Source organism: Phytohabitans rumicis (assembly GCF_011764445.1).
GTDB lineage: Bacteria > Actinomycetota > Actinomycetes > Mycobacteriales > Micromonosporaceae > Phytohabitans > Phytohabitans rumicis.
Genome location: NZ_BLPG01000001.1, coordinates 9,498,208 through 9,520,418, shown reverse-complemented (window position 1 = coordinate 9,520,418; position 22,211 = coordinate 9,498,208). Strand labels below are relative to the sequence as shown.

The following is a 22,211-nucleotide window of genomic DNA, read 5'->3' as shown; positions in this document are numbered from 1 at the left end:
ACCGGGCCGCCGGAGGCGCTGGTGCTCGCGTTGCGGGCGCTGGCCTGGGCCGAGCGCGCCCGGCTCGCGGACGTGGCGGCCAAGCACCTGCTTGACGAGGCGGCGCGCATCGCCCGCCGGCATGGGCTGGACGAGTCCCTGGCCGATGTGCTGATCAGCCGCGCCGCGGTCAACCAGGAGCTCGGCGCCCTCGGCGCCGCACAGCGCGACCTCGACACGGCCGGCGAGCTGGGCGGCGGGACCAGCAAGGCGGTCGAGCTCGCGTTCCAGCGGGCCGTCCTGCACCAGAACATCGGGCGGCTCGGCCCGGCGGCCGCCGCCTACCGCGAGCTGCTCGGCCGGCCCGACACGCCGCAGCGGATCATGGTCATCGCGGCCAACAACCTCGCCATGATCGACGCCCAGCACGGTCGGCACGGCGACGCCCTGCGGCTCCTGGACGACGCGGCGCGCCGGGCCGATGAGGTGGGACCGGCGCTGGTCGCCATGGTGCTGGAGACCCGGGCCTGGGTCACCGTGCAGTCCGGACGGTTGGCCGAGGGCCTGCGGCTGTTCGACGAGGCCGGCCGGGCGCACGAGGCCGCCGGCCTGCCGCTGGGCGAGCACCACGTCGAGTACGCCGACGCCCTGATCGACCTGCGGCTGCTACCGGAGGCCGGGGCCGCCGCCCGTACCGCCACCGAGATCTTCCGTCGCAACGGCGTACCGCTGATGGGGGCCGAGGCGGAGCTGAGGGTGGCGCAGCTCGCCATGCTCGCCGGGAACGCGGCCGAGGCGGAGACCGCCGCCCGGGCCGCCGCGGAGACCTTCCAGCGGCAGCGCCGCGGCGCCTGGCGGGCCCGCGCCGCGCTGGTCGCGGTCGAGGCGCGGCTGCGCCGCGGCGCCGCGTCCGCCGCCGACCTGCGCGAGGCCCGCCGCGCCTCGCGCGCGCTGGAGGCGGCGCGGACCCGGTCGGCGGCGGTGCAGGCGTACGTCGTCGCCGGGCGCGTCGCGGCCCACCTCGGCCGCGCCGGCGACGCCGAGACGGCCTATCGACGCGCGGCCGACCTGTCCCGCGGAACCCCGATCCTGGTACGCCTGCGCGGCGCCGTGGCCGCGGCGCTGGCGGCCCGCCTGCGTACCCGAGATGCCGACGTGCTCGCCCACTGCCGGCGTGGCCTGGCCGACCTCGCCCGGCACCGCGCCGCACTGCCGTCGGTGGAGCTGCGCGCACTGGCCTCCGGCCACGGCGAGGAGCTGGGGCAGTTCGGCCTCGAAGCAGTGGTACGCGGCGGCACGCCTCGCCGGGTCCTGGAGTGGCTGGAGCGGACCCGGGCAGCCGCGCTGCTGGCCGTGGAGCCCGCCGGCGCAGCCGACGTCGAGGACGACCTGGAGGCGCTCCGCGCGGTGCACACCGAACTCGACGTACTCGCCCAGCAGCCGGACCGGGGTGCCGACGCGCCCGCGTCGCTGGTGGCGCGGCAGATGATGATCGAAAGCCGCATCCGGCGGGCCACCTGGCACCGTGGCAGTGCCGCGGCCGCCGGCGACAGCGCCGCCGCCGCGCTCCCCACCCGGCTACGCGAGCTGCTGGCCGGGCGGATCTTGATCGAGTACGGGATCATGGGCGACCGCCTGCTGGCCGTGGTCGTCGAGCCCCGGCGCAGCCGGGTGGTGCCGCTCGGTCCCACCGGCCCGGTGCTCGACCACCTCCGGGCGCTGCTGTTCGCCCTGCGCCGGATGACCCAGCCGCGCCCGGGGTCGCTCTCGGCCGCCCGGCAGAGCGCCGACGTGCGTGTCGAGCGGCTCCGCGAGCTGCTCATCCGGCCGCTCGCGCCGCCGCCCGACGCCGAGCTGGTCGTCGTGCCGGTCGGCCCGCTGCACGGGGTGCCCTGGTCGGCGCTGTACGACGGCCCGCTCTCGCTGGCGCCCTCCGCCCGCTTCTGGGCCCGGTCCCGGCAGGCCACGATGGGCCGCCCCGCCGGCGGGCTGGTGGTGCTCGTCGAAGGGCCGCACCTGCCCGGCGCTACCACCGAGGTGCGGCGGCTTCGCCGGCTGTACCCGCGGGCCACCGTCGTCGTACCGCCGGCGAGCACGGCCGCGGCCGTCCAACGGATCCTCGACGGCGCCGACCTGGTGCACTTCGCGTGCCACGGCCGGCTGCGCGCCGACAACCCGATGTTCTCCTCGCTGATGTTGAGCGACGGGCCGCTGACCGTGCAGGAGCTGGAGGCGCGTGGCGTCGCGCCGCACCGGCTGGTGCTCGCCTCGTGCCAGTCCGGCGCCGACACCACGTACGCCGGCGACGAGGTGTTGGGCTTCGTGAGCGCGCTGATCGCCCGCGGCACCGCTGGCATCGTCGCGAGCGTGGCCGCGGTGCCCGACGTGGCCGCCGTCGGCTTGATGTGCGCCCTGCACGAGCGCCTGATCAACGGCCGCACGCTGGCGCACGCGCTGTACGAGGCCCGCGACGGGCTCGACCGCGACGAGCCGGGCGCCTACGTCAGCTGGTGCACGTTCGGGGCGCACGGCGCCGCCTGAGCCGGTATCTCGATCTTGGTCGGGGTGCTCTTACTCCGTGTCCGAGCCGGCGGGGGCCGGCCGCTGACGGTATGGAGTGAAGCATGTCAAGAGACAAGTTCGAGCCGAGGCTGACCGAGGCGATCGGCGCCCAGCGGGTCCGGGCCGAGGCGCGGGGGGCGCGCGCATCGGAGGTCGACGAGGGGGAGACGTTCGAGGTCACGATCTCCCACCACGAGCGCCTGGGCGCGCCGGAAGGCGGCGGCCGGGAGGGCCTGGAAGAGCTGCGCGCACGCGCCGTGCGGAGCCAGGACCCGATCCTGGAGCGGCTGCGCGAGGCCGCGCCGGGCGCCAACCTCCGTCAGCACGTGCTGGCGAACGCGGTGACGGTCAGCCTGACGCCCGCGCAGATGGAACGGGTCGCCGAGATCGACGAGGTGGAGCTGGTCCGGCTGGCACGCTTCGACCGGGTAACCACGATGCACGAGAGCACCTCGGTGATCGAGGCACGCGACGCGTGGGAGGAGTTCCGGACGGCCGGCCGCGGAGTGCGGGTCGCGGTGCTCGACACCGGCATCGATGGCGCGCACCCGGCGCTGTCCGGCAAGGTCGTCGACGAGGTCTCCACGGTCGGCGAAGACGTGGCGATCCCCGGCGACCACGGCACCCACTGCGCCGGCACGATCGCCAGCAACGACCCGGTCTACCGCGGCGTCGCGTACGAGGCGAGCCTGATCAACATCAAGGTGCTGACCGCGGCCGGATCCGGCACACCGCAGGCGGTCATCGACGGCCTCGAACAGGCGGTGCGGCGCGACGCGCAGGTGGCCAGCCTCAGCCTCGGCTGGAGCGAGATCTACCACAACTGGGTGTGCCAGGACGCCGACTGCATCCTCTGCCAGGCCGCTGACAACGCCGTACGGCTGGGCGTCACGGTCGTCGTCGCGGCGGGCAACGAGGGCGCCGCGGCGGGACCGGGCCAGTCCAACATCCGCCACCCGGGTGCCGCCCGACGGGTCGTCACGGTCGGCGCGGTCGACAAGGCCAAGCAGCTCGCGCCGTTCTCCAGCGTAGGCCCGAGCAGCGGCCGGGTCAGCCCGACGTCAACCATCCGGCTCACCAAGCCGGATCTCGCGGGGCCGGGCGTCGACATCATGTCCTCGGTGGTGGGCGGCGGCTTCGCGGCATTCAACGGCACCTCGATGGCCACCCCGCACGTGGCCGCGGTGGCCGCGCTGGTGATCGCGCAGAACCCGGGCGCGCGCCCGGCGCTGGTCAAGAAGGTGCTCGAGGCCACCTGCGAGCGGCTCTCCTACGAGCCGAACCTCACCGGGTACGGCCTCGTCAACACCGTGTCCGCGATGATCCCGACCTTGGCCAAGGCGGCGTAAGCCGAGCCAAGGTCGACGCCGGCGTCTTCCGCGAACTGGACAGGTTGTCGGAAGGCGCCGGCCCGTCAAGCCACGAGCCGAAGGCAAGCACACCGAGGGAGGCGTCATGCCCGCGGACCGATGGGGGCGGCCAAATCGGCCGAGCGCCGACACGGCGCTGCTGCGCCCCGCAGCCATGCTCGTCATCACCACGCCGCCGGCGCAGGCCGGACGGTCGGTGGCCGTCGGGCCGGAAGGCGTCGTGCTCGGCCGCGACGCGGCCTGCGACCTGGCGCTGTCGAGCGAGCACGTCAGCCGCCGCCACGCCGCGGTCCGCGCCGGGGCCGGCGGTTACCTGATCGAGGACCTGGGCTCCAGTAACGGCACCTCGCGCAACGACGAGCCGGTTGTGGCCCCGACCCCGCTGCGCGACGGTGACCGGTTGCGGCTGGCCGACGTCGAAATCGAGTTCAGTTTGACCGTGCCGTGGGACGCGCCCCCGCGCCGTTCCGAACCGACGACCGGCGAGCCGTGGAGGCCCGACGAGCCGACCCAGCTGGCGCCGGTCTCCCGGCAGTCGCTACGCCAGGAACTGCGCGAGGCCCCCGGTTTCTCCGCCTCCGCGCTGCTACTCGCGGTCGCCGGCTCGGTCGTCGGCGCCACGCTCAGCGGCGCCGCGGGCACCGGCCCGTGGGGAAGCCTGGCCGCCGCCGCCATCGGTCCGGTCGTCAGCAGTGCGTTCTCCACCAAACGCGCCGGAGAGAAGGGCCGGGTCCGCCGCGCCGCGATCCTCATCCTCAGCGCGACCGCGCTCGCGGTCACCTGGGCGGGCATCTCACTGGCCGAACAGGCCACCGGCAAGCCGGTGCTGCCGGGCACCGCGGAACGCGAACACACGTTCCCGGGCTCCGCGGTCATCGGCGGGGGCGGCGGCACGACCGCGTCGTCGCTGACCGTCACGGACGGCTTGGCGGTGACCGCGACGAACTCGGTGGACTGCGGCACCACCGCAGTCGGCGCAACCGTCCACTGTGCTCCGGCCGTCGAGGTGCGCTCCACCGGCACCGAGCGGTTGCACATCACCGGCGTCGACGTGACCGGCGACGGCGGCGACTTCAGCGCCGACGACGGCTGCGCCGACCGATGGCTGAACACCGGCGAGACGTGCGAGATGACGGTGGCGTTCACACCATCACAGGCCGGTAAGCGCACCGCGACCCTCGTGATCCACCAGAACCTGCCGGCGCCCGACACCGGTACACCGGTCGCGCTTTCCGGCACCGGCGAAGGCGAAGCGCCCCCGCAGGACTCCTGTGTGGACGGTTACGTGTGGCGGGAAGCCGTGTCGGACGACCTCGTCTGCGTCACCCCGCAGACCCGCGCGCAGGCCCAGCAGGACAACGCGCTCGCGCAGAGCCGGCGCTCGCCGGACGGCGGGCCGTACGGGGCGGATACCTGCCTCGACGGGTACGTGTGGCGGGAGGCGGTGCCGGGCGACCTCGTCTGCGTCACGCCGGACACCCGCGCCCAGACCCAGCAGGACAACGCGCTTGCCGAGAGCCGCCGCGCCGGCTAGCTGCGGTTTGCGTCGGCGTCCTGGGCCTGGGTTGCTGACCAGCTGGCGAGCAGGCGTAGTCCGTCTTCGGAAGCGGTGCCGGGTTCGGTGCCGTAGGCGACCAGGCTCAGGCCCTCGTCGGTGGCCAAATCCATCACCTCGAAGGTCAGGTGCAGCTCACCGATGACGGGGTGCCGGAAGTGTTTGATGCCGGTGCGGTGCAGGCGCACGTCGTGCGCGGCCCACCGGGTACGGAACTCCTCGCTGCGGGTGGACAGCTCCCCGATGAGGTCGGTCAGCGCCCTGTCGTAGGGGTCACGGCCGGCCTGCGCGCGCAGCATCTCGACGGTGTCGTCGGCTATGCGGTCCCAGTCACCCCAGAAGTCTCGGGCACGGGAGTCCAGGAAGGTGAACCGCGCGAAGTTGGGCGGCCGGCTCGGGCCGGCGTAGACGGGTACGAACAGGGCCCGGCCCAGCTGGTTGGCGGCCAACGCGTCGGTGCGGCCGTTCATGACGACGGCGGGCGCTTCGGTCATCGCGTCCAGCAGCCGCTGCACGTTCGCGCGCACGCCCTGCGGCGGGGGGCGGCGGCGCTTGCGCGCGGCCGGTCCGGCGGCGCGGGCGAGGTCGTACAGGTGGGCGCGTTCAGCCTCGTCCAAACGCAGTGCGCGGGCGAGAGCGTCCAGCACGCTGTCGGAGACGCCGGTGAGGTTGCCGCGTTCGAGGCGGGAGTAGTACTCGACGCTGACGCCGGCCAGCTGCGCGACCTCGGCGCGGCGCAGTCCCGCCACCCGGCGGCTCCCATACGACGTGACACCGGCCCGCTCGGGGTGATCTTGGCCCGGCGGGAGGTCAGGAAGTCGCGGATCTCGCTGCGGTTGTCCACAACCCCAGGCTAGGCAGCCCGCCGCGCTCGTGGGGTGCCCTGCCAGAACACCTTTCAGCCGTGACTTCCTGGTCGGCGGCCCGGCGCGTTTTCTGATTGTTGACCTTGCTTGATCAACGACAACGAAGGACACCACGGACATGAGTACCAAAAAGGTTTGGTTCGTCACCGGCGCCGGGCGGGGCATGGGCGTCGACATCGCCAAGGCCGCCCTCGCGGCCGGACACGCCGTCGTCGCCACCGGCCGCAACACCGACATCGTGACCAAGGCGCTCGGCGCGCACGACGACCTACTGGTCGTCAAGCTCGACGTCACCAGCCCTGCCGACGCGCAAGCCGCCGTCACCGCCGCGGTGGACCGGTTCGGCCGCATCGACGTACTGGTCAACAACGCGGGCAACTTCTACGCCGGGTTCTTCGAGGAGATCAGCCCGCAGGACTTCCGGTCGCAGATCGAGACCACCCTGTTCGGCCCGATCAACGTCACCCGCGCGGTACTTCCCGCCATGCGCGCCCAGCGCTCCGGCCTCATCGTCGCGATCTCCTCGACCGCCGGCATCGTTGGCCAAGAGTTCTGCACCGCGTACGCCACCGCCAAGTTCGGCATCGAGGGCTGGATCGAGTCACTGAGTCCCGAGGTCGCACCGTTCGGCATCCACACGATGCTCGTCGAGCCCGGCTTCTTCCGCACCGAACTGCTCACACCGGAGTCGACCAACTTCGCCGAACCCGCGATCGACGACTACGCCGCGCGCACCAAGCAGACCATCGCCGCCTGGCAGAGCATGAACGGCCTACAGACAGGCGACCCCGCCAAACTCGCCGACGCGCTCATCCAGCTCGCCGGCCAGGACGAGCCGCCGCAGCGCTTCGCGGCCGGCGCCGACGCGGTCACCACCGTCGAACAGAAGGCGAGGAACCTCCTCACGCAGGCCGGCGCCTACCGCGAACTGTCCAGCAACCTCGCCCACGACGACGCCACAGCCTGAGCATTCAAGGAGTCATCACATGAAGAACGCACACCTCGGCGGTCTGACCGTCTCCCGCATCGGCCTCGGCGCGATGACCATGGCCGGCACCTACACGAGCGAGGGCGGCCTCGACAACGCCGAATCGATCCGCACCATCCACCGCGCTCTCGAACTCGGGGTGACCCACATCGACACCGCGGAGATTTACGGCCCCTTCCTCAGCGAACAGATCGTCGGCGAGGCGATCAAGGGCCGCCGCGACCAGGTGAAGATCGCGACGAAGTTCGGCCTGGTCGCCCATTCCGGAGCCGGCCCCGGGGTGATCGACAGCAGTGCGGCGAACGTGAAGGCCGCCGTCGAGGGATCGCTCAGGCGTCTCGGCACCGACCACATCGACCTGTACTACCAGCACCGTGTCGACCGGAACACGCCGATCGAGGAGACCGCGGCAGCGGTCGCCGAACTTATCGCACAGGGCAAGGTGCTGCACTTCGGTCTGTCCGAGGCATCGCCGGAGACCATCCGCCGCGCCCACGCGGTGCAGACCGTCTCGGCCCTGCAGACGGAGTACTCGCTGTGGACCCGCGACGTGGAAGCGGAGATCCTGCCGCTGCTGCGCGAACTCGGCATCGGATTCGTACCGTACTCACCCCTCGGCCACGGTCTGCTGACAGGACAGATCCGCACCGTCGACGACTTCGCCGACGACGACTGGCGCAAGACCAACCCGCGGTTCACCGGCGAGAACTTCCACCGCAATCTCGCCATCGTCGACGAAGTGACGGCCATCGGAGCCGAGATCGGCGCCACCCCCGCGCAAACCGCCCTCGCCTGGATCCTGACCCGCGGCGACGACATCGCGCCGATCCCCGGCACCCGCCGGGTCACCCGGGCCGAGGAGAACACCGCAGCGGACGCCCTCGAACTCACGACCACGCAACTCGAACGCCTCAACGCCCTCCGACCGGCGGCCGGAGCCCGTCACGACGAAACGAACATGGCCTCGATCGACCGCTGACTTCCCATCGCCCCTTCAAGCGGTGGCGGATCGCGGCGGCAACGCGGCCAGGCATCCCGGGCGGGTCGAGCGGAGCCCGCCCGGCGACCTGGCGCGGAATGAAACGCTGCCGCCCGAGGTCAAAGCAAGGATCTCCGGCGCCGGAGGCTCGTACCTGCGGGGCATCCGGTGAGTCTGGCAGCCCTCGCCTGGACCTACCACACGACGAGCCGAAGGCGACGTGCGCATTACCGAACGTAGTCGCGGTGTCCAGCCTTCACCGGCTAACCACATCGCGGACCTCTTCGGCGATCGCGGATACCGCAGCACCATTGGTGATTCCCGCGATGCAGGTTTCGATCGCCCGGCAAATGACGCTCTGCTCCCGATGACTGACCTCAATGACGGTATCGCCGCGAAAGTCGGGCCGGACCACGACCAACCGGTAGGCGCCGGTCGGCTCGCCATCCGGATACCAGCCAAGATCCACAAGGAAGCCGTCCGGGTCGACCTGCCAGACGCCGTCAACCACCTTGCAGCTACGTATCTGCAACAGGTCCTGGGTGTGGTGCCAGCGGTAGTCATCGACCGTCGGCGGACGGTCGGGGCCGAACTCGACGAACGTGTTGTACTCAACCAACCAGCCAGCCGGAACGCGTAACGGCACCAGGGCTCGCATTCAATCCTCCCATTCGTATGTCAAATGCTTCAGGTCGTGCCCGTCTCGTACTGCGGGCGACCCGTGGTGCGGTAGGTCTGGATCGTTAGCCCCCGCGGGGTGGACTGCAGATCGGTCAACTCCAGTCCAATGTCCGGGCCGGTGGCGGGGAAGAGCCGCGTGCCCTGACCGACGACCACGGGATAGGTGAGCAGTACGATCTCGTCGACCAACCGGTGGTGCAGCAGCCAGCGGATCAGCGTGCCGCTGCCCCACACTTGCAGCTCACCGCCCGGCCCGGCTCGCAGCTCGCCGATGGCGGTCGCGACGTCCCCGGACAGGACGGTCGTGTTCGCCCATTGCGGGTCGGTGAGCGAGGTCGAGGCGACATACTTGGGCCGCGTGTTCAGCGCCTCTCCCACCGGGTTTCCGGGATCCATGCCTGCTCCCCAGGAGCCGGCGAAGATCTCGTAGGTCCGCCGGCCGAACAGGAACGCGTCGGCGCGCTGGAAAGCCTGGCTGATGAATGTCGAGGCCGCGTCGTCCAGCAGCGGCGGGGCCCATCCGAAGCGCTCGAATCCGCCGCCACCCTCCTCGTCCGGCGCGCCGGCTTCGGGTCGTGTCCCTGCGTCAATCCGTCGATGCCCTTGTGTCACTCCGTCGAGGGAGACGTTCGTGACGGTCGTCAGTTTAATGGTCACAGGTCCCTTCGGCCTTGCGGCGTCGTTCAGTATGACCGGACCGCGGTCACCAGGGCGCCGGATCTGCGCCAGGTCGTTGAGCCGGCTGGTCGCCGCTGATGCCGTCGGCCAGCCCCGGGAGCAGCCGGCTTGACCGGAGGTGCGGCTTGGATGCTCGGATGGTCCGTAGGCGGACGGACCGGCCACACCATCACCGACCGTTCACCTTGTCCAGGGCTACGACGAGTACGTGGTGGCGTTCGTGCGCTCGCTCCCACCCGGCACGGGTCGCTAGCGCAGGATGTCGCAGAACCCTGGCAACGCTCGCCGGATGTCGAAGCTGCCGTCCAGGAGGCGACGAATCGGGTGCGGGCCGGCGGCAAAAAGAATCCTGCCGGTCTGGCCGTCGATGAGGATCGGGCCGCGGTCGACCAGGTGCTGGCTTCCGCGGCGCACGTTCACCGAGGTGCCTACGACAAAGATGTGCGTGCGCAGCCCCGTCTCCGGATTGAACATCGACGTCTGCACGAAATCGACGGGACTGTCCGGCAGGGTGAGCCCGGTGACCGTGTTGCGGACGGTGTTGTCCTCCGTGATGTGCTGGACCAGCTTCACGCGGCGCCCGGCCTGGTCGAAGAACGTCAGGTTGACCGAGTGCAGGTCGATGTTCCACTCGACGCCGTAGTCCCCGCACGCCGCTGGATCGCTGTGCACGATCTGCACGTCGGTCTCGGTCCTGGTCGGCGGAGTACCCTCGGCGGCTTCAGCCCCGCCGGTGCTGCCAGGCCCGCCAACGCCAGCGTCGTCAGAGCCGCCACCAGGACGCCTCGCCAGACCATTGTCATCGCGCCCTCCCCTGGTCGATCCCCCGCCAGGCAGACTATCGCGTACCAGACGCATTCGGCGCGATCAATTCAGCGAGGCGCAAATCCGACCCGGTGACGGCGCCGCCAGGTACGGCGCGGCCCGCAACGTGAACAGCTCGGCGTCGCGGCCGCCGAGGCTCATCGGAGTGCGCGGTCATCTGCTTTCGAAGACGCACCTCTCGCTCGCTCAGCACCCTCCGGGGTTGGGCGATGGCGAAGGGCTGGGCGACGGTGACGGGCCGGGCGACGGTGGCACGGTGGGCTGAAGGATTGCGGCGCCGCGGTGACCCTCGGGCCGCAGGGCGATGGTGGTTTTCATGAGCATGGTGTTGTACGGGTTCCAGGTGGACAGAACAAAGAACATCGTGGTCGTGCCGTCCGGGTTGGGCGTGGTGAAGGGCGCGATGATGTATGGCCCGTAGGCGCCACCACCGATGTCCTCGCGGCCCGGGTCGCTGAGGCCGTCGTCGAGTTTAGGGTCGTGCATGTAATGCCCGAGGGCGCTGGGGTAGTCGAAGATGTTCTGGGCTTCGCTCCAACGGCCCCAGGGGGTGGGGCTCTGGTGTTCCAGTATGTTGCCCGGGTTGTCGCCGTTGTACATCAGGATGAAGCGGTGCAGGAAGGGGTTCCAGCGCACGCACAGTTCGCCGATCGAGCCGGACAGGAACAGTGGCGCCGCGTGGGCCTCCTCGCCGCTCCACTGCGGTTGCCCGGATGCGTTGGTGCCGGTGTAGAAGCGCATGGCGCAGCGCTGCTCGATGCTTTCGAGGGGAATGTGGGCCAGGTAGACGTTGCTTCGCCGGTAGCCTCCGCTGCCCCACAACAGGATTCCGTCGCCTGAGCGCTGCGGCAGTCCGGGGAAGTCCGCGTTGCGGACCACCTGGATCGACAGGTTGATGAACTTGTCGGTGGACATGGTGTACAGCGGCGGGGAGAAGGAGTTGCCGCCGTCGTTGGAGCGGGCCAGGATGCTTCGCCCCATCGAGGTGGCTTCGGTGCCGGGATCGCCGACGTGGTCGGAGGTGAAGTAGACGTACATACTGGCCCGGTTGACCGGGTGGGGGCCCTGCCAGGGCAGTGCCACATCGGCGTTGTCGTGCCAGTAGTGCATGACCCTGCTGTCCTCCAGCACGAGGACTTCGAAGTTGCCGTGCTCCCCGGAGCGATAGTCGCTCTGGACGATGCAGCCGCCGGCGGTGGCGCGGGTGCTGATGGTCTGCCCCGCCCGCCATGGCATGTTCACATTGGAATTGTCGTGCCAGTAGTGGGCCAGGCGCTTTCCTTCCTGTACCACCACTTCGAAGTTGCCGTACGCGCCCGGACCGAGGTCGCTTTGGATGATGCAGGCGCCGCCGGTCGCACGGGTGGTGATCGTCTGCCCGGCCCGCCACGGCAGGGCGACGTTGGAGTTGTCGTGCCAGTAGTGCATCAGCGCGTTGCCTTCGCGCACCACCACTTCGAAGTTGCCATGCTCGCTTGAGCCGAGGTCGCTCTGGATGATGCAGCCCGGCCCGGACGCCCGGCTGGTAATGATGTGCCCGCGCAGCCACCGCTGGCTCACGTCGGAGTTGTCGTGCCAGTAATGGACCAGGTTCGTGCCTTCCAGCACGACCACTTCGAAGTCGCCGTGCTCATCCGAACCGAAGTTGCTCTGGATGATGCAGCCGGGTCCGGTGGCGTTGCCGGTGATCGTCTGGCCGCGGCGCCATGGCGAGTTCACGTTGGCGTTGTCGTGCCAGTAGTGGACCAGGTTCTTGCCTTCCAGCACGACCACTTCGAAGTTGCCGTGCTCGCCCGAGCCGAAGCTGCTCTGGATGATGCAGCCCGACCCGGTGGCGCGGGTGGTGATGGTCTGCCCCCGGCGCCAGCCCGAGTTCGGGGTGGCGTCGCGCCACCAGTGGACCAGGTTGCTCCCTTGGAGCATGACCAGTTCGAAGTTGTGGCTGTCGTTGTAGGTGAAGTCGCTCTGGATGAGCCAGCCCGGTCCGGTGGCTGGGTTGCCTGCCTCCAGCCCGTCGGTCGGCACGCAGAACGCGCCTTGGTCGATGTCGGGGACCTGGGGGGAGGCCCGGTTGAACTCCAGGGTGATCCCGTCGGGTCCGACTGAGGTGTCGCTGGTGAAGGCGATGCTGTCGAGGGTTTTGGCGGCGTCGCCGTCGTCGCGGATTTCGCCGTCGACCTCGGTGTCGCCAAAGAGAAAACAAATTCTTCCTTCGTACAGGAAAGACTGGCCCAGATCGGTTCCGGTTACCCCGAACCGGCTGGCGGTGCGGCTGAGCGTGGCCGCGTTGCGCTGCCGGTCCCATTCACCGGTCAGCTGGGCGACCTTGACCGTGCTCGCCAGCAGGGGCGAGTCGGCCCAGTCCTCGGCGAAGCCCGGTACGTGAAAGCCGTTGCGCCACCACGGGAGCGCCACATCCACGTTGTGGTGCCAGTAGTGGATAACCGACTTGGTCAGCTCCTGGACGAGTATCTCGTAGTTGCCGGGGCCGCCGGGGCCGAACGAGCTCTTCGCGATGCAGCCCGGCCCGGTCGTCGCGACGCTGACCGTCTGCCCGCGCGACCACGGCAGGTCCACATTGGAGTTGTCGTGCCAGTAGTGCACCAGCGTGTTCCCCTCCGGCACCACGACCTCGAAGTTCTTGTGCGCGGCCCCGGAGTACCCCTGGATGATGGAGCCGGGTCCGGTGGCGCGGGTGGTGATGGTCTGCCCGCGTGTCCATGGGAGGTCGACGTTGGAGTTGTCGTGGAAGTAGTGGACCAGATTGCTGCCTTCCAGCACGACGACCTCGAAGTTCTTGTGCGCGCCCGAGCCGAAGTCGCTCTGGATGAGGCAGCCGGGTCCGGTGGCGCGGGTGGTAATGGTCTGCCCGCGTGTCCATGGGAGGTCGACGTTGGAGTTGTCGTGGAAGTAGTGGACCAGATTGCTGCCTTCCAGCACGACGACCTCGAAGTTCTTGTGCGCGCCCGAGCCGAAGTCGCTCTGGATGAGGCTGGCGGGACCGGTCGCCTTGGAGCTGATCAACTGGGCCTGCTGCCACGGAAGGTCCACATTGGAGTTGTCGTGAAACCAGTGCCACAGCTCGTTCCCGCTCCACAGGACGACCTCGAAGTTCTTGTGCGGGGTGGAGCCGAAGTCGCTGCGGATCAGCGATCCGGGGCCCGAGGCGAAGGCCGGCAGGATCTGCCCGGCACGCCATTCCATTCCGGACGGACCCGGTAGACCCCACACATGGTGCAGCGCACCGTCTCGGTACAGGACCGCCTCGAGGTTGTGGTGGTCGGTGCTGACGAAGTCGCCTTCGATGAGGCAGCTCGGGCCGACGCTGTTGGCCCCGAAGGCGCTCAAGTCAAGCTCGCCCGGGCCGGCTGGACGGTTCAGATAGTGAGCCCCCAGCACGGCCGCCACCCCGGCGGACATGCCGCCACGCAGCACCGTGCGCCGCGACAGCCGCACCGGCGTGTACCGCTGCGGCAAGGCTGCCGCGGCCGTCGGGGCCTGGGGTTGTGGTTCGGGCAGCGGTGCCCGGTGTACGTGGGTGGCCTTCGCCGTGGCATCGCTCGGGATCGGGATCGGGCGCCTACTCATGCTTCCATTGTCGGGTATCGATTCCTCTGGCACCCTCGAGCTAGTGCGGAACTTGTCTCAGTCCGAGCGCCCGTTATCGGCGGGCCGCCGTTGCACAACGTCGGCAAGCGTCGTTGTCACGAGCTTGTTGACGGTTGCCGTGGTCGGCGGGCCGGGGTCGCGGTCTGCGAACAGCAGATGCCCGCCGCCGACCAGCGAGAGGGTGAGTGAGTCGATGTCGGCGTCAGCCGCGATGCGGCCCAGTTCACGCTCGTCGGCCAGGTAAGCGGAGACTGCGGTCGTGGCCTGCGCGAGGATCGCGATGCCGCCTCCAGGCGCGGCTCGCCGCAGCCGTGTGCGCAGCTCGTCCCGGAAGGTGATGAGCGGGATGATCGCCACCGGGACCGGTCCGAACAAGGTGATCAGCGCGCTGGTCAGGTTGTCCGCCACCGTGCCGGTGCCGGCGGACTCGCGCAGCGCACTCGCCTGCGTCTCAAGCTGCGCGGCCCGGTCGAGCACGAGGTCGGTCAGGAAGGCGTCGAAGTCGGTGAAGTGCCGGTGCAGGACGCCTTTGGCGCAGCCGGCCTCGTCGGTGACGGCCCGGCTGGTCAGCCCTTCCGGCCCGTCCCGCAGCAGCACCCGCTCGGCAGCGTCGAACAGCTGCTGCCGCGCATCGCGCAAATGCACCCCAGTCGGCACTCACAGATCCTCTCGATACGTCAACCAGTCGGCACCCGTTGTCTAGTGGGCACACGCCCACTAAGGTGGGCACGTGACCACTTTACCGCGAGAGCAGCCAGCGCCGTCCCCCGCGGAGCTGCATCATGCCCGGCCGATGGCCGAGTCGTTCGGTGCGGACGCGCAACGCTACGACCAGGCCCGACCCGGCTACCCCGATGCCTTGGTGGCGCGGATCGTCGCCGGGAGCCCCGGGCCCGACGTGCTCGACGTGGGCTGTGGTACCGGCATCGCAGCCCGCCAGTTCCAGGCCGCCAGCTGCGCGGTGCTCGGCGTCGAGCCGGATGCGCGGATGGCCGACCTCGCGCGAGCCCGCGGCCTACGGGTCGAGGTGGCGACGTTCGAAGGCTGGGAGCCGGCCGGCCGGACGTTCGACGCGGTGATCGCCGCCCAGTCGTGGCACTGGGTCGATCCGGTCGCCGGCGTACTCAAGGCGGCCCGGGTGCTGCGCCCGGATGGACGGCTGGCGATCTTCGGGCACGTGTTCGAGCCGCCCATCGAGGTGGCCGAGCCGTTCGCCGCCGCCTACCGCAGGGTGGTACCAGACTCACCGTTCAACAATCTGCCGGCTCGACGTCCCCTGGACATGTACCAAGCGGGTTACGCGAAGATCGCCGACAAGATCCGCGAGACGGAACAGTTCCACGACCCCGAACAGTGGCGATTCGACTGGGAGCAGCCCTACACGCGCGACCAATGGCTGGCCCTGCTCCCCACCACCGGCGGCCTCACCCACCTGCCACCCGACAAGACAGCCGACATCCTCAACGCGGTCGGGACCGCCATCGACACGCTGGGCGGACGCTTCACGATGCAGTACACCACCCTGGCGACCACCGCCGTACGCACCGGCACCTCCCGATACCACCCGAAGGACACGTAGCTCGGCGAAGCGCTTGCCGTACGTCAGCGCCAGGCAGACAATCACGATGGACAACCTTAAACTACATAGGTAGGCTACGGTCCATGCAGCAGCTCGGGCGCATCGGCAGGGCCACCGTGGACGTGCTGACCGTGCTGCTCGACAGCGACCAACCCCGATGGGGGTTGGAGATCATCAAGCTGACCGGACGACCATCAGGAAGCGTCTATCCGCTACTGGACCGCCTGGAGCAGGCCGGCTGGGCGACCTCCAGTTGGGACGACGCCAGCGACCGGCGCGGACCGCGGCGGCGCATGTACCGGTTGACGGCCGAAGGGGCCACCGAGGCACGCCGGGTATGCGCGCGGGCCGCCGAAAGATCGCCATCGTGGCGGCCATCGTCCTCACAGGTGGCCCAATGAAACTGCTTCACCTGCGCGCCGCGCTCGCCGTGGTGCGCTGCGCGGCGGCGCTGCTCCCCGACCCCGAACAGCGTGCCCGCTACCTCGAACAGTGGCGAGCCGATGTCCAAGCCGCAGCCGACTTCGACCTATCTCCCCTACGCCTAGCGCTGGGCGCCATGAGCGCCGCACCGCGAATCGCCGCGCCCTCCTCGAAAGGATCCACCACCATGCTTCCCATCGGTCCCCTGGCTCTTGCACTACGCGTCGTCGGCGGATCCCGCGTTCGCCAGCGCACCGCCGCCCTCGCCGTCCTGTCCGCTCTTACCCTGCTCGGCGGCATCGCCATGCTCGTCACCAGCTGAGCCCTCGGAGGAAGCGCCAACAACGCACGTCAGCCGGCGCGGCCGGCGGCGGGTTGTGGACGGCACGGCCAACCGCCCCCGCCCCGACACCTACGACCACTAGCCCGGCCCCTGACCACCCCCGAAATACCGATCAACGATCTAGGTGGCCGGGTCGGGGTGCACGACCATCGCGAACGTCGTCCGGCGCCGCCGGCCACCCGTCCGCACCCGCAAGGGGCGTAGCAGGTCGGTGATCGTGGCGGCGAGTTCGCGCGACTCGGCCGGAGTGACCCAGACCGGAATCTGCTGGTACGCCACGCCGTCGCGGTTGGGGGCGGCGCCAGCGGTTCGCAGGTACTGCTCGAACCCGGCGACCAGCGCGCCGACGAACGCGGCGAAGTAGCGCTGGTGGTCGGCGGGGATGCGGCGTCGAAGTCGCGGGGGCCGAGGGCGACGGCGGACTCCACCACCGTGTACGTGCGCTGTGTGCCGCCGCGCACCCGCTCCTCGCGGGTCACTCGCAGCACCCCCGCGTCTACCAGGCGCCCGACGTGTCGGTAGAGCGATGCCTGCGGGATGTCGCTGAGTTCGGCGATGAGCTGGCGTGCGGTCAGCTCGCGATCCATGAGCGCGTGCACGATGCGCAACCGGACCGGATGCAGCACGGTCTCCACGATTCCAGCGCCGGGTCGCGCCGGGTCGGCGTTGATTATCACAATCGAGAATGTTAGCTTGAGCTCCGATTATTCTCAGGAGTGAGAACGAAGGGTGGGTCGTTGCGGGAACAGACTGTCGAGATCCGGGCAACCGGAGCGCTGTTGGCCGGCGCGCTCACTCGGCCCGACGGGGACGGCCGCCACCCGTCCGCGTTGCTCATCAACGGCTCAGGGCCGATCGACCGCGACTCCGCCATGCCCGGGATGGCGCTGGGACTGGGCCAGGCGCTCGCGGTGGCACTGGCCGACCACGGCTGCGTCCTGCTGCGCTACGACAAGCGGGGCGTGGGCGCCTCGGGCGGTGACTACCTGAGCACCGGCTTCCACACCGAGTGCGGCGACGCCGCAGCCGCCCTCGCCGCGTTGCGTGCCCACCCTGGGGTAGACCCGGAGCGGGTCTTCGTCGTCGGGCACTCGACCGGAGCTGTGTTGGCGGCCAACCTCGTACGGGCCGCTCCACCGCCAGCCGGGTATGTGCTGCTCGCGGGTGCCGCGCAGCCTGGCGATCGAGTGATGGCCTGGCAGAGCGACCGGATCGCGACCACGCTGCCACGGCCGCTGCGACCGTTAGGCCCGATACTGGCGCGCCGTCAGGCCCGCGAGCGCGACCGGGTCCGCGGGTCCACCGCCGACCGGCACGAGCGGATGCCACGCTCGCGCCTGACCGACAGGTGGCTGCGCGAGTACATGGCCCACGACCCGGGCCCGGACCTGGCCGCCATCGACCGGCCGGTGCTTGCGATCACCGGCGGCAAGGACATCCAGGTCGACCCGGCCGACGTGGCACGCATCGGCCGGCTCGTGACCGGCCCGTTCGACGCCGAAGTGCCGACCGACCTCACCCACCTGCTGCGCCGCGACCCCGGCCCGCCGGGATTGTGGCGGTATCGGGGTCAGCTCACCAGGCCGATCGACGGCTGGGTCACCGCACGCATCGCGGAGTGGGTACGGGCCCGTCTCGCGCACTGAACGCCCCCTCATCCCCCGTTTGCCGTGCGTCACGGTCGAACCTAGGTCGAGCAGTCACCGGCGGGGCCGTCCGGGGCCGCGTGCGAACAGGCCGCCCCCGGCTCCGGAGATGGGCGGCAGTGAGGTGCTCGTACCCGGTCGCATGCCGTCCAGCAGCAGGCGAAGGTATCGCCGCCACAGGTCTGGCTGTCCAGTGTGGTCGGTGATCGCCGCGACCATCAGCTGGATCATCGGCAGGTCCACACCCACGACGTCCTCGCGCAGCGAACCCTGCGCCTTGGCCCGCTCGACCAACCCGCCGACGAGGGGCTTGACCCGCCGGCCGACCAGGGCCTGCCGCCCACCGGCCCGCCGGTGCCGAGCATGACCTCGCGCAGCCCCCGGTTGAACGCCTGCAGCTCGCAGATCTTGTCCAGCGAGGCGGTCAGCCCGACCCAGGCGTCGGGATTCAACTGGGCGCTTCCAGCCTTTCGAGGTTCCGCCGTGCCGCAGCCGTCTCCGGGTGCTGCTTGCCGTACCGCGTGAGGCAGCCGTCAAGGACGGCGGCCAGTTCCGTCGCGGCGTTGACCACGTCGCCTTGCAGGAGCATCACCTGGGCGATCCCGTTACCCGCTGCCAGCTGCTGTGGGTGTGGCCCGCCCGGTAGCCGGCCGCACAGCTCGGCGGCCCGTTCGTACATACGGTATGCCGCGGTCAGGTCCCGCTGTTCGCGCAGCACCATGGCGAGGTCGTTCAGCGCGGCCACGGTACGCGGGTCGGCCTCGCCATGCCGCTGCACGCAGTCCGCCAGGGCTTGCGCGGACAACGCCCGGGCGCCGCCAAGATCACCGATGGCCAGGCAGGCGGCCGCGGGATCGTCCGGGGCGGCCTGCCGCTGCGCGATGAGCGTGTCGGGATGCGACGGCCCGAGGATCCGCGCGTACAGCTCGGCAGCCTGCTGGTGCAACGGACCCACCTGCGGCGTGGGGGCGCTCCTGGCGACACCGTTCAGCGCGGTGACGGTCTCCGGGTGGGCTGCGTCCAGCAGCCGCCGGCAGCGCGCGAGGGTGTCCTGGTACCGCTCCCCGGCCGCCTCCCGCTCACCTTGTGTCAGCAGCACCGCCGCGATTCCGTTCGCCGTGGCGAGGGTCTGTGCAGCATCGTCGCCTTGCTCGGCACGGCTTAGCGCGTGCGCCCGCTGCCAGACCGCCACGGCACGCCCGAGGTCACCCTGAGCCACGCGCACCGAGGCGAGCCCCTGCAGGAGGACCATCACGTACTGCCCGGCGTCGCCACCCAGCCGACTCGACGCCGCAATGGCCTCCTCGAAACGCTCGGCGGCGCCGGTCAGGTCCCCGCACTCAGCGCGGTCCAGCGCGTCAACGTACACCTCATGAACGACATCGACACCGCGCCGCCACGCCCGGGCCTTGCGCACCTGCAGCCACTTCAACCAGCCCACGCCGCCGACAAGCGCTGCCAGCACGACGAGCACCCACCAGCCCAGGCCCTCCACCAGCCCGCCAACTAGGAACACCACGACACAACCGATGATCACGATCGCCACGGCCATCGCGATACCACGGCTCAGCCGCTGCCCGGGCGAGAACCGTTCGGTCTCCTGCACCGCCACATCATCGCGGGCACCTGCAACAACCGACATCCCTGCGCCATCGCCCGGCCAACCGACGCCGGTGAGCCGATCGCGAACGACCCCTGTGGACCAGGAAAGCCGAAAAGGTTTCGCTTCCTGTTGACAGTCATCGACGTCTATCAGACTCTGAAATGAGTTCACACCGGCCGCCGGATCAGGCGATCCGGCACGCATGAAGGGGCACCATCATGTCCCTGTCGCCGTGTCACCGACCGCGCCGATCCCGCTTGGCCGCCTTCACGGTTGGCTTACTCGTCTCGCTCGCGGCGGTCACGGTCGTCGCCGCGCCGCCGGCCTCGGCCGGGTCGATCACGGCCAACGCCGACGCGCTGGACGGCACCTGCGCCTCGCTGCGTGTCTACAGCGGCTCCAGCTCGGTCGGTTACGTGGCGCGCAGCGGGGCTGGCTACGGCTTCACCTCGTCCGCGTCCGGTGCCACGTCGTTCCGGCTGGAGGCTACCCAGCTCGGCCGATACGAGGTGATCGGCTCCGACGGCAAGCCGGCGTACCAGAGCATTGTCGGTTTCATCCTGGCTGGAGACTCGTACGGCGACCGGGCCGACTTCACGGTGACCAAGGCCGGCGACCGGTACCGATTCACCGCGACGGCCACCGGCCAGGTCATGGGCTCGTTCCTGTGGAGTCTCGGCGCGGCCAGTTCGTCGTACACCATCGCGCTGGCGACCGCGACGGGGTGCTACATCCCACCGGACATCGACCCGGGCGTCACCGGCACTGCCGCGCCGGGCATCGACGGCAGCGGCAAGCTCGTGGGGACGATCGACGCGCACGCCCACGTCACCGCCGCCGCCGCGTTCGGCGGTCGGATGCACTGCGGCGAGGCGTGGGCGTCCGGTGGCGTGCAAGTGGCACTCGCTGGCTGCGACACGCACCGCAGCTTGAACGTGGGTGCGCTGTTCGAGGCGATCATTGGGGGAACCGACCCGGTGAACTCGCCAGAGGACGGCTGGCCGACGTTCGGCGACTGGCCACAGCACAACTCGCTGCTGCACGAGCAGTCGTACTTCCGGGGCATCGAGCGGTCCTGGCGGTCCGGCCAGCGGGTGCTTAACGCGCTGCTCGTCGCGAACCGCGCCATCTGCGAGCTGTTCCCCTACCGCGACACGTCCTGCGACGAGATGGACCAGATCCGGACCCAGTCCCGCTATCTCTACTCGATGCAGGACTACATCGACGCGCAGAACGGCGGCGCCGGCAAGGGCTGGTTCCGCATCGCCGCCACGCCGGCGCAGGTGCGCAACATCGCGGCACAGGGCAAGCTGGCCGTGACGATCGGCGTCGAGAACTCGGAGATCTTCGGCTGCCGCGAGATCAACGACGTCCCGCAGTGCACCACGGCCCAGATCGACGCCGGCCTCAACGAGCTGCAGGCACTCGGCGTCTCCGGTATCTACCCGGTACACAAGTTCGACAACGCCTTCGGCGGCACGCGGTTCGACTCAGGCGTCAGCGGGGCGTTCGTCAACCTGGGCAACCTGCTGTCCACCGGGCACTGGTGGACAGCCACCAGTTGCACCGGCCCGTCCGACAACGAGCAGCCGCTGGTCAACGACGACCTCGTCCGGCTGCTGAGCTTCGGCGCCGTGGGCCTGCCGCCCGGCGCGGTGCTGCCGATCTACCCCAGCGGCAAGATCTGCAACACCCGCGGGCTGACCAGCCTCGGCCGCTACCTCATCCAGACGATGATGCAGCGCGGCATGATCATCCACGTTGACCACATGAGCGTGAAGACCGCGCAGGCCGTGCTGGACATGGCCACAGCGGCCCACTACCCGGGCGTGACCTCAGTGCACAGCTGGTCCGATCCGGCGATGATCGACCAAATTCTCGCACTGGGCGGGTTCGTGGCCACGTACGCGCACTCGGTACCGGAGTTCCTCAGCGAATGGCGCGCCAACAACGCCGCACCGCACGGCAGCACCATCGTCGGCTACGGCTACGGCACCGACGTCAACGGCCTCGGCGACCAGGCAAACCCGCGCCCGAACGCGACGGCCGACCCGCTCGTCTACCCGTTCACCGCACCCAACGGCACCACCGTGAACAAGCAGACCTTCGGATCGCGCACCTTCGACCTCAACACCGACGGCGCCGCTCAATACGGCCTGTTCGCCGACTGGACCACCGACCTCATCCAACAGTCCGGCAGCGACAGCCCCCTGCTACGCAAGCAGCTCATGTCCGGGGCCGAGGCGTATGTCCAAATGTGGGAGCAGGCCATCGCCTGGTAGACACGGCCCCACTCCTACCCCCGCGCCACGACTCGACGGCACTCCACAACGACGCCTCCGGCTTCGAGTACCTGACGAGCCGCGTCTTCCGGTCGCCGGTGGCCCCGCTCCGGGCCGCAACACGCCGAGACGGTCAATAGCCGGCCTGCGCGCAGATCTGGGCAATGTCTATCAGGACCAGCTCCAGTGTCAGCTCCGGTGCACCGTGAACCGCCCCGGGTTTGGTACGACGCCCATCCAGGT

General features: G+C 70.1%; 19 protein-coding genes and 1 pseudogene. 10 read left to right on the top strand and 10 right to left on the bottom strand.

Annotation, left to right across the window (positions count from 1 at the left end; all coding sequences use genetic code 11):
* Positions 1-21: 21 nt before the first annotated feature.
* The 3 genes from Prum_RS43075 (at position 22) to Prum_RS43065 (ending at position 5,445) form a co-directional block, all read left to right on the top strand.
* The gene (locus tag Prum_RS43075) at positions 22-2,520 is read left to right on the top strand and encodes a CHAT domain-containing protein (protein WP_173083097.1); all 2,499 of its coding nucleotides are present in this window, start codon (positions 22-24) and stop codon (positions 2,518-2,520) included.
* 83 nt (positions 2,521-2,603) lie between these two features.
* A complete protein-coding gene (locus Prum_RS43070; RefSeq protein ID WP_173083095.1) occupies positions 2,604-3,890 on the top strand; it encodes a S8 family peptidase in 1,287 nt (428 codons plus the stop codon).
* Between the two features lie 106 nt (positions 3,891-3,996).
* Positions 3,997-5,445: an FHA domain-containing protein gene (locus tag Prum_RS43065; RefSeq protein WP_218577647.1), complete on the top strand. Its 1,449-nt coding sequence runs from the start codon at positions 3,997-3,999 to the stop codon at positions 5,443-5,445.
* Here the strand turns inward: Prum_RS43065 and Prum_RS43060 are convergent.
* The gene (locus tag Prum_RS43060; protein WP_308785421.1) at positions 5,442-6,215 is read right to left on the bottom strand and encodes a helix-turn-helix transcriptional regulator; all 774 of its coding nucleotides are present in this window, start codon (positions 6,213-6,215) and stop codon (positions 5,442-5,444) included. The two genes, Prum_RS43065 and Prum_RS43060, sit on opposite strands and share 4 nt — an antisense overlap.
* Positions 6,216-6,450: 235 nt before the next feature.
* Between Prum_RS43060 and Prum_RS43055 the strand changes: the two genes are divergently transcribed.
* Positions 6,451-7,299: an SDR family oxidoreductase gene (locus Prum_RS43055; RefSeq protein WP_173083093.1), complete on the top strand. Its 849-nt coding sequence runs from the start codon at positions 6,451-6,453 to the stop codon at positions 7,297-7,299.
* 19 nt (positions 7,300-7,318) lie between these two features.
* Positions 7,319-8,299 (top strand): aldo/keto reductase, encoded by a 981-nt coding sequence (locus tag Prum_RS43050; protein ID WP_173083091.1) that lies wholly within the window; start codon positions 7,319-7,321, stop codon positions 8,297-8,299.
* A 256-nt stretch (positions 8,300-8,555) separates the two neighbouring features.
* Here Prum_RS43050 and Prum_RS43045 read toward each other — a convergent pair whose 3' ends face one another.
* The 5 genes from Prum_RS43045 to Prum_RS43025 all read right to left on the bottom strand — a co-directional run bounded on the left by Prum_RS43045 (position 8,556) and on the right by Prum_RS43025 (position 14,749).
* Positions 8,556-8,957, bottom strand: coding sequence for a hypothetical protein (locus tag Prum_RS43045; RefSeq protein WP_173083089.1), 402 nt, complete (start codon positions 8,955-8,957; stop codon positions 8,556-8,558).
* 29 nt (positions 8,958-8,986) lie between these two features.
* Entirely contained in the window at positions 8,987-9,637 is a 651-nt protein-coding gene (locus Prum_RS43040) for a dihydrofolate reductase family protein (RefSeq protein WP_246278491.1), read from the bottom strand.
* A 270-nt stretch (positions 9,638-9,907) separates the two neighbouring features.
* Positions 9,908-10,339 carry a hypothetical protein gene (locus Prum_RS43035; RefSeq protein ID WP_173083087.1) on the bottom strand — a complete coding sequence of 144 codons (432 nt, stop codon included), beginning with the start codon at positions 10,337-10,339 and terminating at the stop codon, positions 9,908-9,910.
* A gap of 330 nt (positions 10,340-10,669) precedes the next feature.
* Positions 10,670-14,071 carry a DUF4185 domain-containing protein gene (locus Prum_RS43030; protein ID WP_173083085.1) on the bottom strand — a complete coding sequence of 1,134 codons (3,402 nt, stop codon included), beginning with the start codon at positions 14,069-14,071 and terminating at the stop codon, positions 10,670-10,672.
* A 57-nt stretch (positions 14,072-14,128) separates the two neighbouring features.
* Positions 14,129-14,749, bottom strand: a complete 621-nt coding sequence (locus Prum_RS43025) for a TetR/AcrR family transcriptional regulator (RefSeq protein WP_173083083.1) — start codon at positions 14,747-14,749, stop codon at positions 14,129-14,131.
* A 73-nt stretch (positions 14,750-14,822) separates the two neighbouring features.
* On the opposite strand from Prum_RS43025, the gene Prum_RS43020 reads away from it, so the two are divergent.
* The 3 genes from Prum_RS43020 to Prum_RS43010 all read left to right on the top strand — a co-directional run bounded on the left by Prum_RS43020 (position 14,823) and on the right by Prum_RS43010 (position 16,416).
* Positions 14,823-15,671, top strand: a complete 849-nt coding sequence (locus tag Prum_RS43020) for a class I SAM-dependent methyltransferase (protein WP_246278490.1) — start codon at positions 14,823-14,825, stop codon at positions 15,669-15,671.
* A gap of 83 nt (positions 15,672-15,754) precedes the next feature.
* A complete protein-coding gene (locus Prum_RS43015) occupies positions 15,755-16,072 on the top strand; it encodes a helix-turn-helix transcriptional regulator (protein WP_173083081.1) in 318 nt (105 codons plus the stop codon).
* The gene (locus Prum_RS43010; RefSeq protein WP_173083079.1) at positions 16,069-16,416 is read left to right on the top strand and encodes a hypothetical protein; all 348 of its coding nucleotides are present in this window, start codon (positions 16,069-16,071) and stop codon (positions 16,414-16,416) included. Before Prum_RS43015 ends, Prum_RS43010 begins: the two co-directional genes overlap by 4 nt.
* Positions 16,417-16,557: 141 nt before the next feature.
* On the opposite strand, the gene Prum_RS52970 is transcribed toward Prum_RS43010, so the two are convergent.
* Positions 16,558-16,716, bottom strand: coding sequence for a hypothetical protein (locus tag Prum_RS52970; RefSeq protein ID WP_246278489.1), 159 nt, complete (start codon positions 16,714-16,716; stop codon positions 16,558-16,560).
* Positions 16,717-16,925: 209 nt separating this feature from the next.
* A pseudogene (locus Prum_RS55520) lies at positions 16,926-17,063 on the bottom strand (helix-turn-helix domain-containing protein); the annotation flags it as partial.
* 111 nt (positions 17,064-17,174) lie between these two features.
* Between Prum_RS55520 and Prum_RS43000 the strand changes: the two are divergent.
* Positions 17,175-18,083 carry an alpha/beta hydrolase family protein gene (locus Prum_RS43000; RefSeq protein ID WP_173083077.1) on the top strand — a complete coding sequence of 303 codons (909 nt, stop codon included), beginning with the start codon at positions 17,175-17,177 and terminating at the stop codon, positions 18,081-18,083.
* A gap of 54 nt (positions 18,084-18,137) precedes the next feature.
* Here the strand turns inward: Prum_RS43000 and Prum_RS48930 are convergent, their stop codons facing one another.
* Positions 18,138-18,377, bottom strand: coding sequence for a hypothetical protein (locus tag Prum_RS48930; protein ID WP_178132685.1), 240 nt, complete (start codon positions 18,375-18,377; stop codon positions 18,138-18,140).
* A gap of 154 nt (positions 18,378-18,531) precedes the next feature.
* Complete coding sequence (locus Prum_RS42990) at positions 18,532-19,890, bottom strand: tetratricopeptide repeat protein (protein ID WP_173083075.1); 1,359 nt, start codon at positions 19,888-19,890, stop codon at positions 18,532-18,534.
* 53 nt (positions 19,891-19,943) lie between these two features.
* Between Prum_RS42990 and Prum_RS42985 the strand changes: the two genes are divergently transcribed.
* Positions 19,944-21,968 (top strand): membrane dipeptidase, encoded by a 2,025-nt coding sequence (locus Prum_RS42985; RefSeq protein ID WP_246278488.1) that lies wholly within the window; start codon positions 19,944-19,946, stop codon positions 21,966-21,968.
* Positions 21,969-22,211: the final 243 nt, after the last annotated feature.

Coding starts and splice junctions, on each gene's coding strand:
- Prum_RS43070 (WP_173083095.1), top strand. CDS start 2,604: ATGTCAAGAGACAAGTTCGAGCCGAGGCTGACCGAGGCGATCGGCGCC.
- Prum_RS43065 (WP_218577647.1), top strand. CDS start 3,997: ATGCCCGCGGACCGATGGGGGCGGCCAAATCGGCCGAGCGCCGACACG.
- Prum_RS43055 (WP_173083093.1), top strand. CDS start 6,451: ATGAGTACCAAAAAGGTTTGGTTCGTCACCGGCGCCGGGCGGGGCATG.
- Prum_RS43030 (WP_173083085.1), bottom strand. CDS start 14,071: ATGAGTAGGCGCCCGATCCCGATCCCGAGCGATGCCACGGCGAAGGCC.
- Prum_RS43045 (WP_173083089.1), bottom strand. CDS start 8,957: ATGCGAGCCCTGGTGCCGTTACGCGTTCCGGCTGGCTGGTTGGTTGAG.
- Prum_RS43010 (WP_173083079.1), top strand. CDS start 16,069: ATGAAACTGCTTCACCTGCGCGCCGCGCTCGCCGTGGTGCGCTGCGCG.
- Prum_RS43050 (WP_173083091.1), top strand. CDS start 7,319: ATGAAGAACGCACACCTCGGCGGTCTGACCGTCTCCCGCATCGGCCTC.
- Prum_RS42990 (WP_173083075.1), bottom strand. CDS start 19,890: ATGCGTGCCGGATCGCCTGATCCGGCGGCCGGTGTGAACTCATTTCAG.
- Prum_RS43015 (WP_173083081.1), top strand. CDS start 15,755: ATGCAGCAGCTCGGGCGCATCGGCAGGGCCACCGTGGACGTGCTGACC.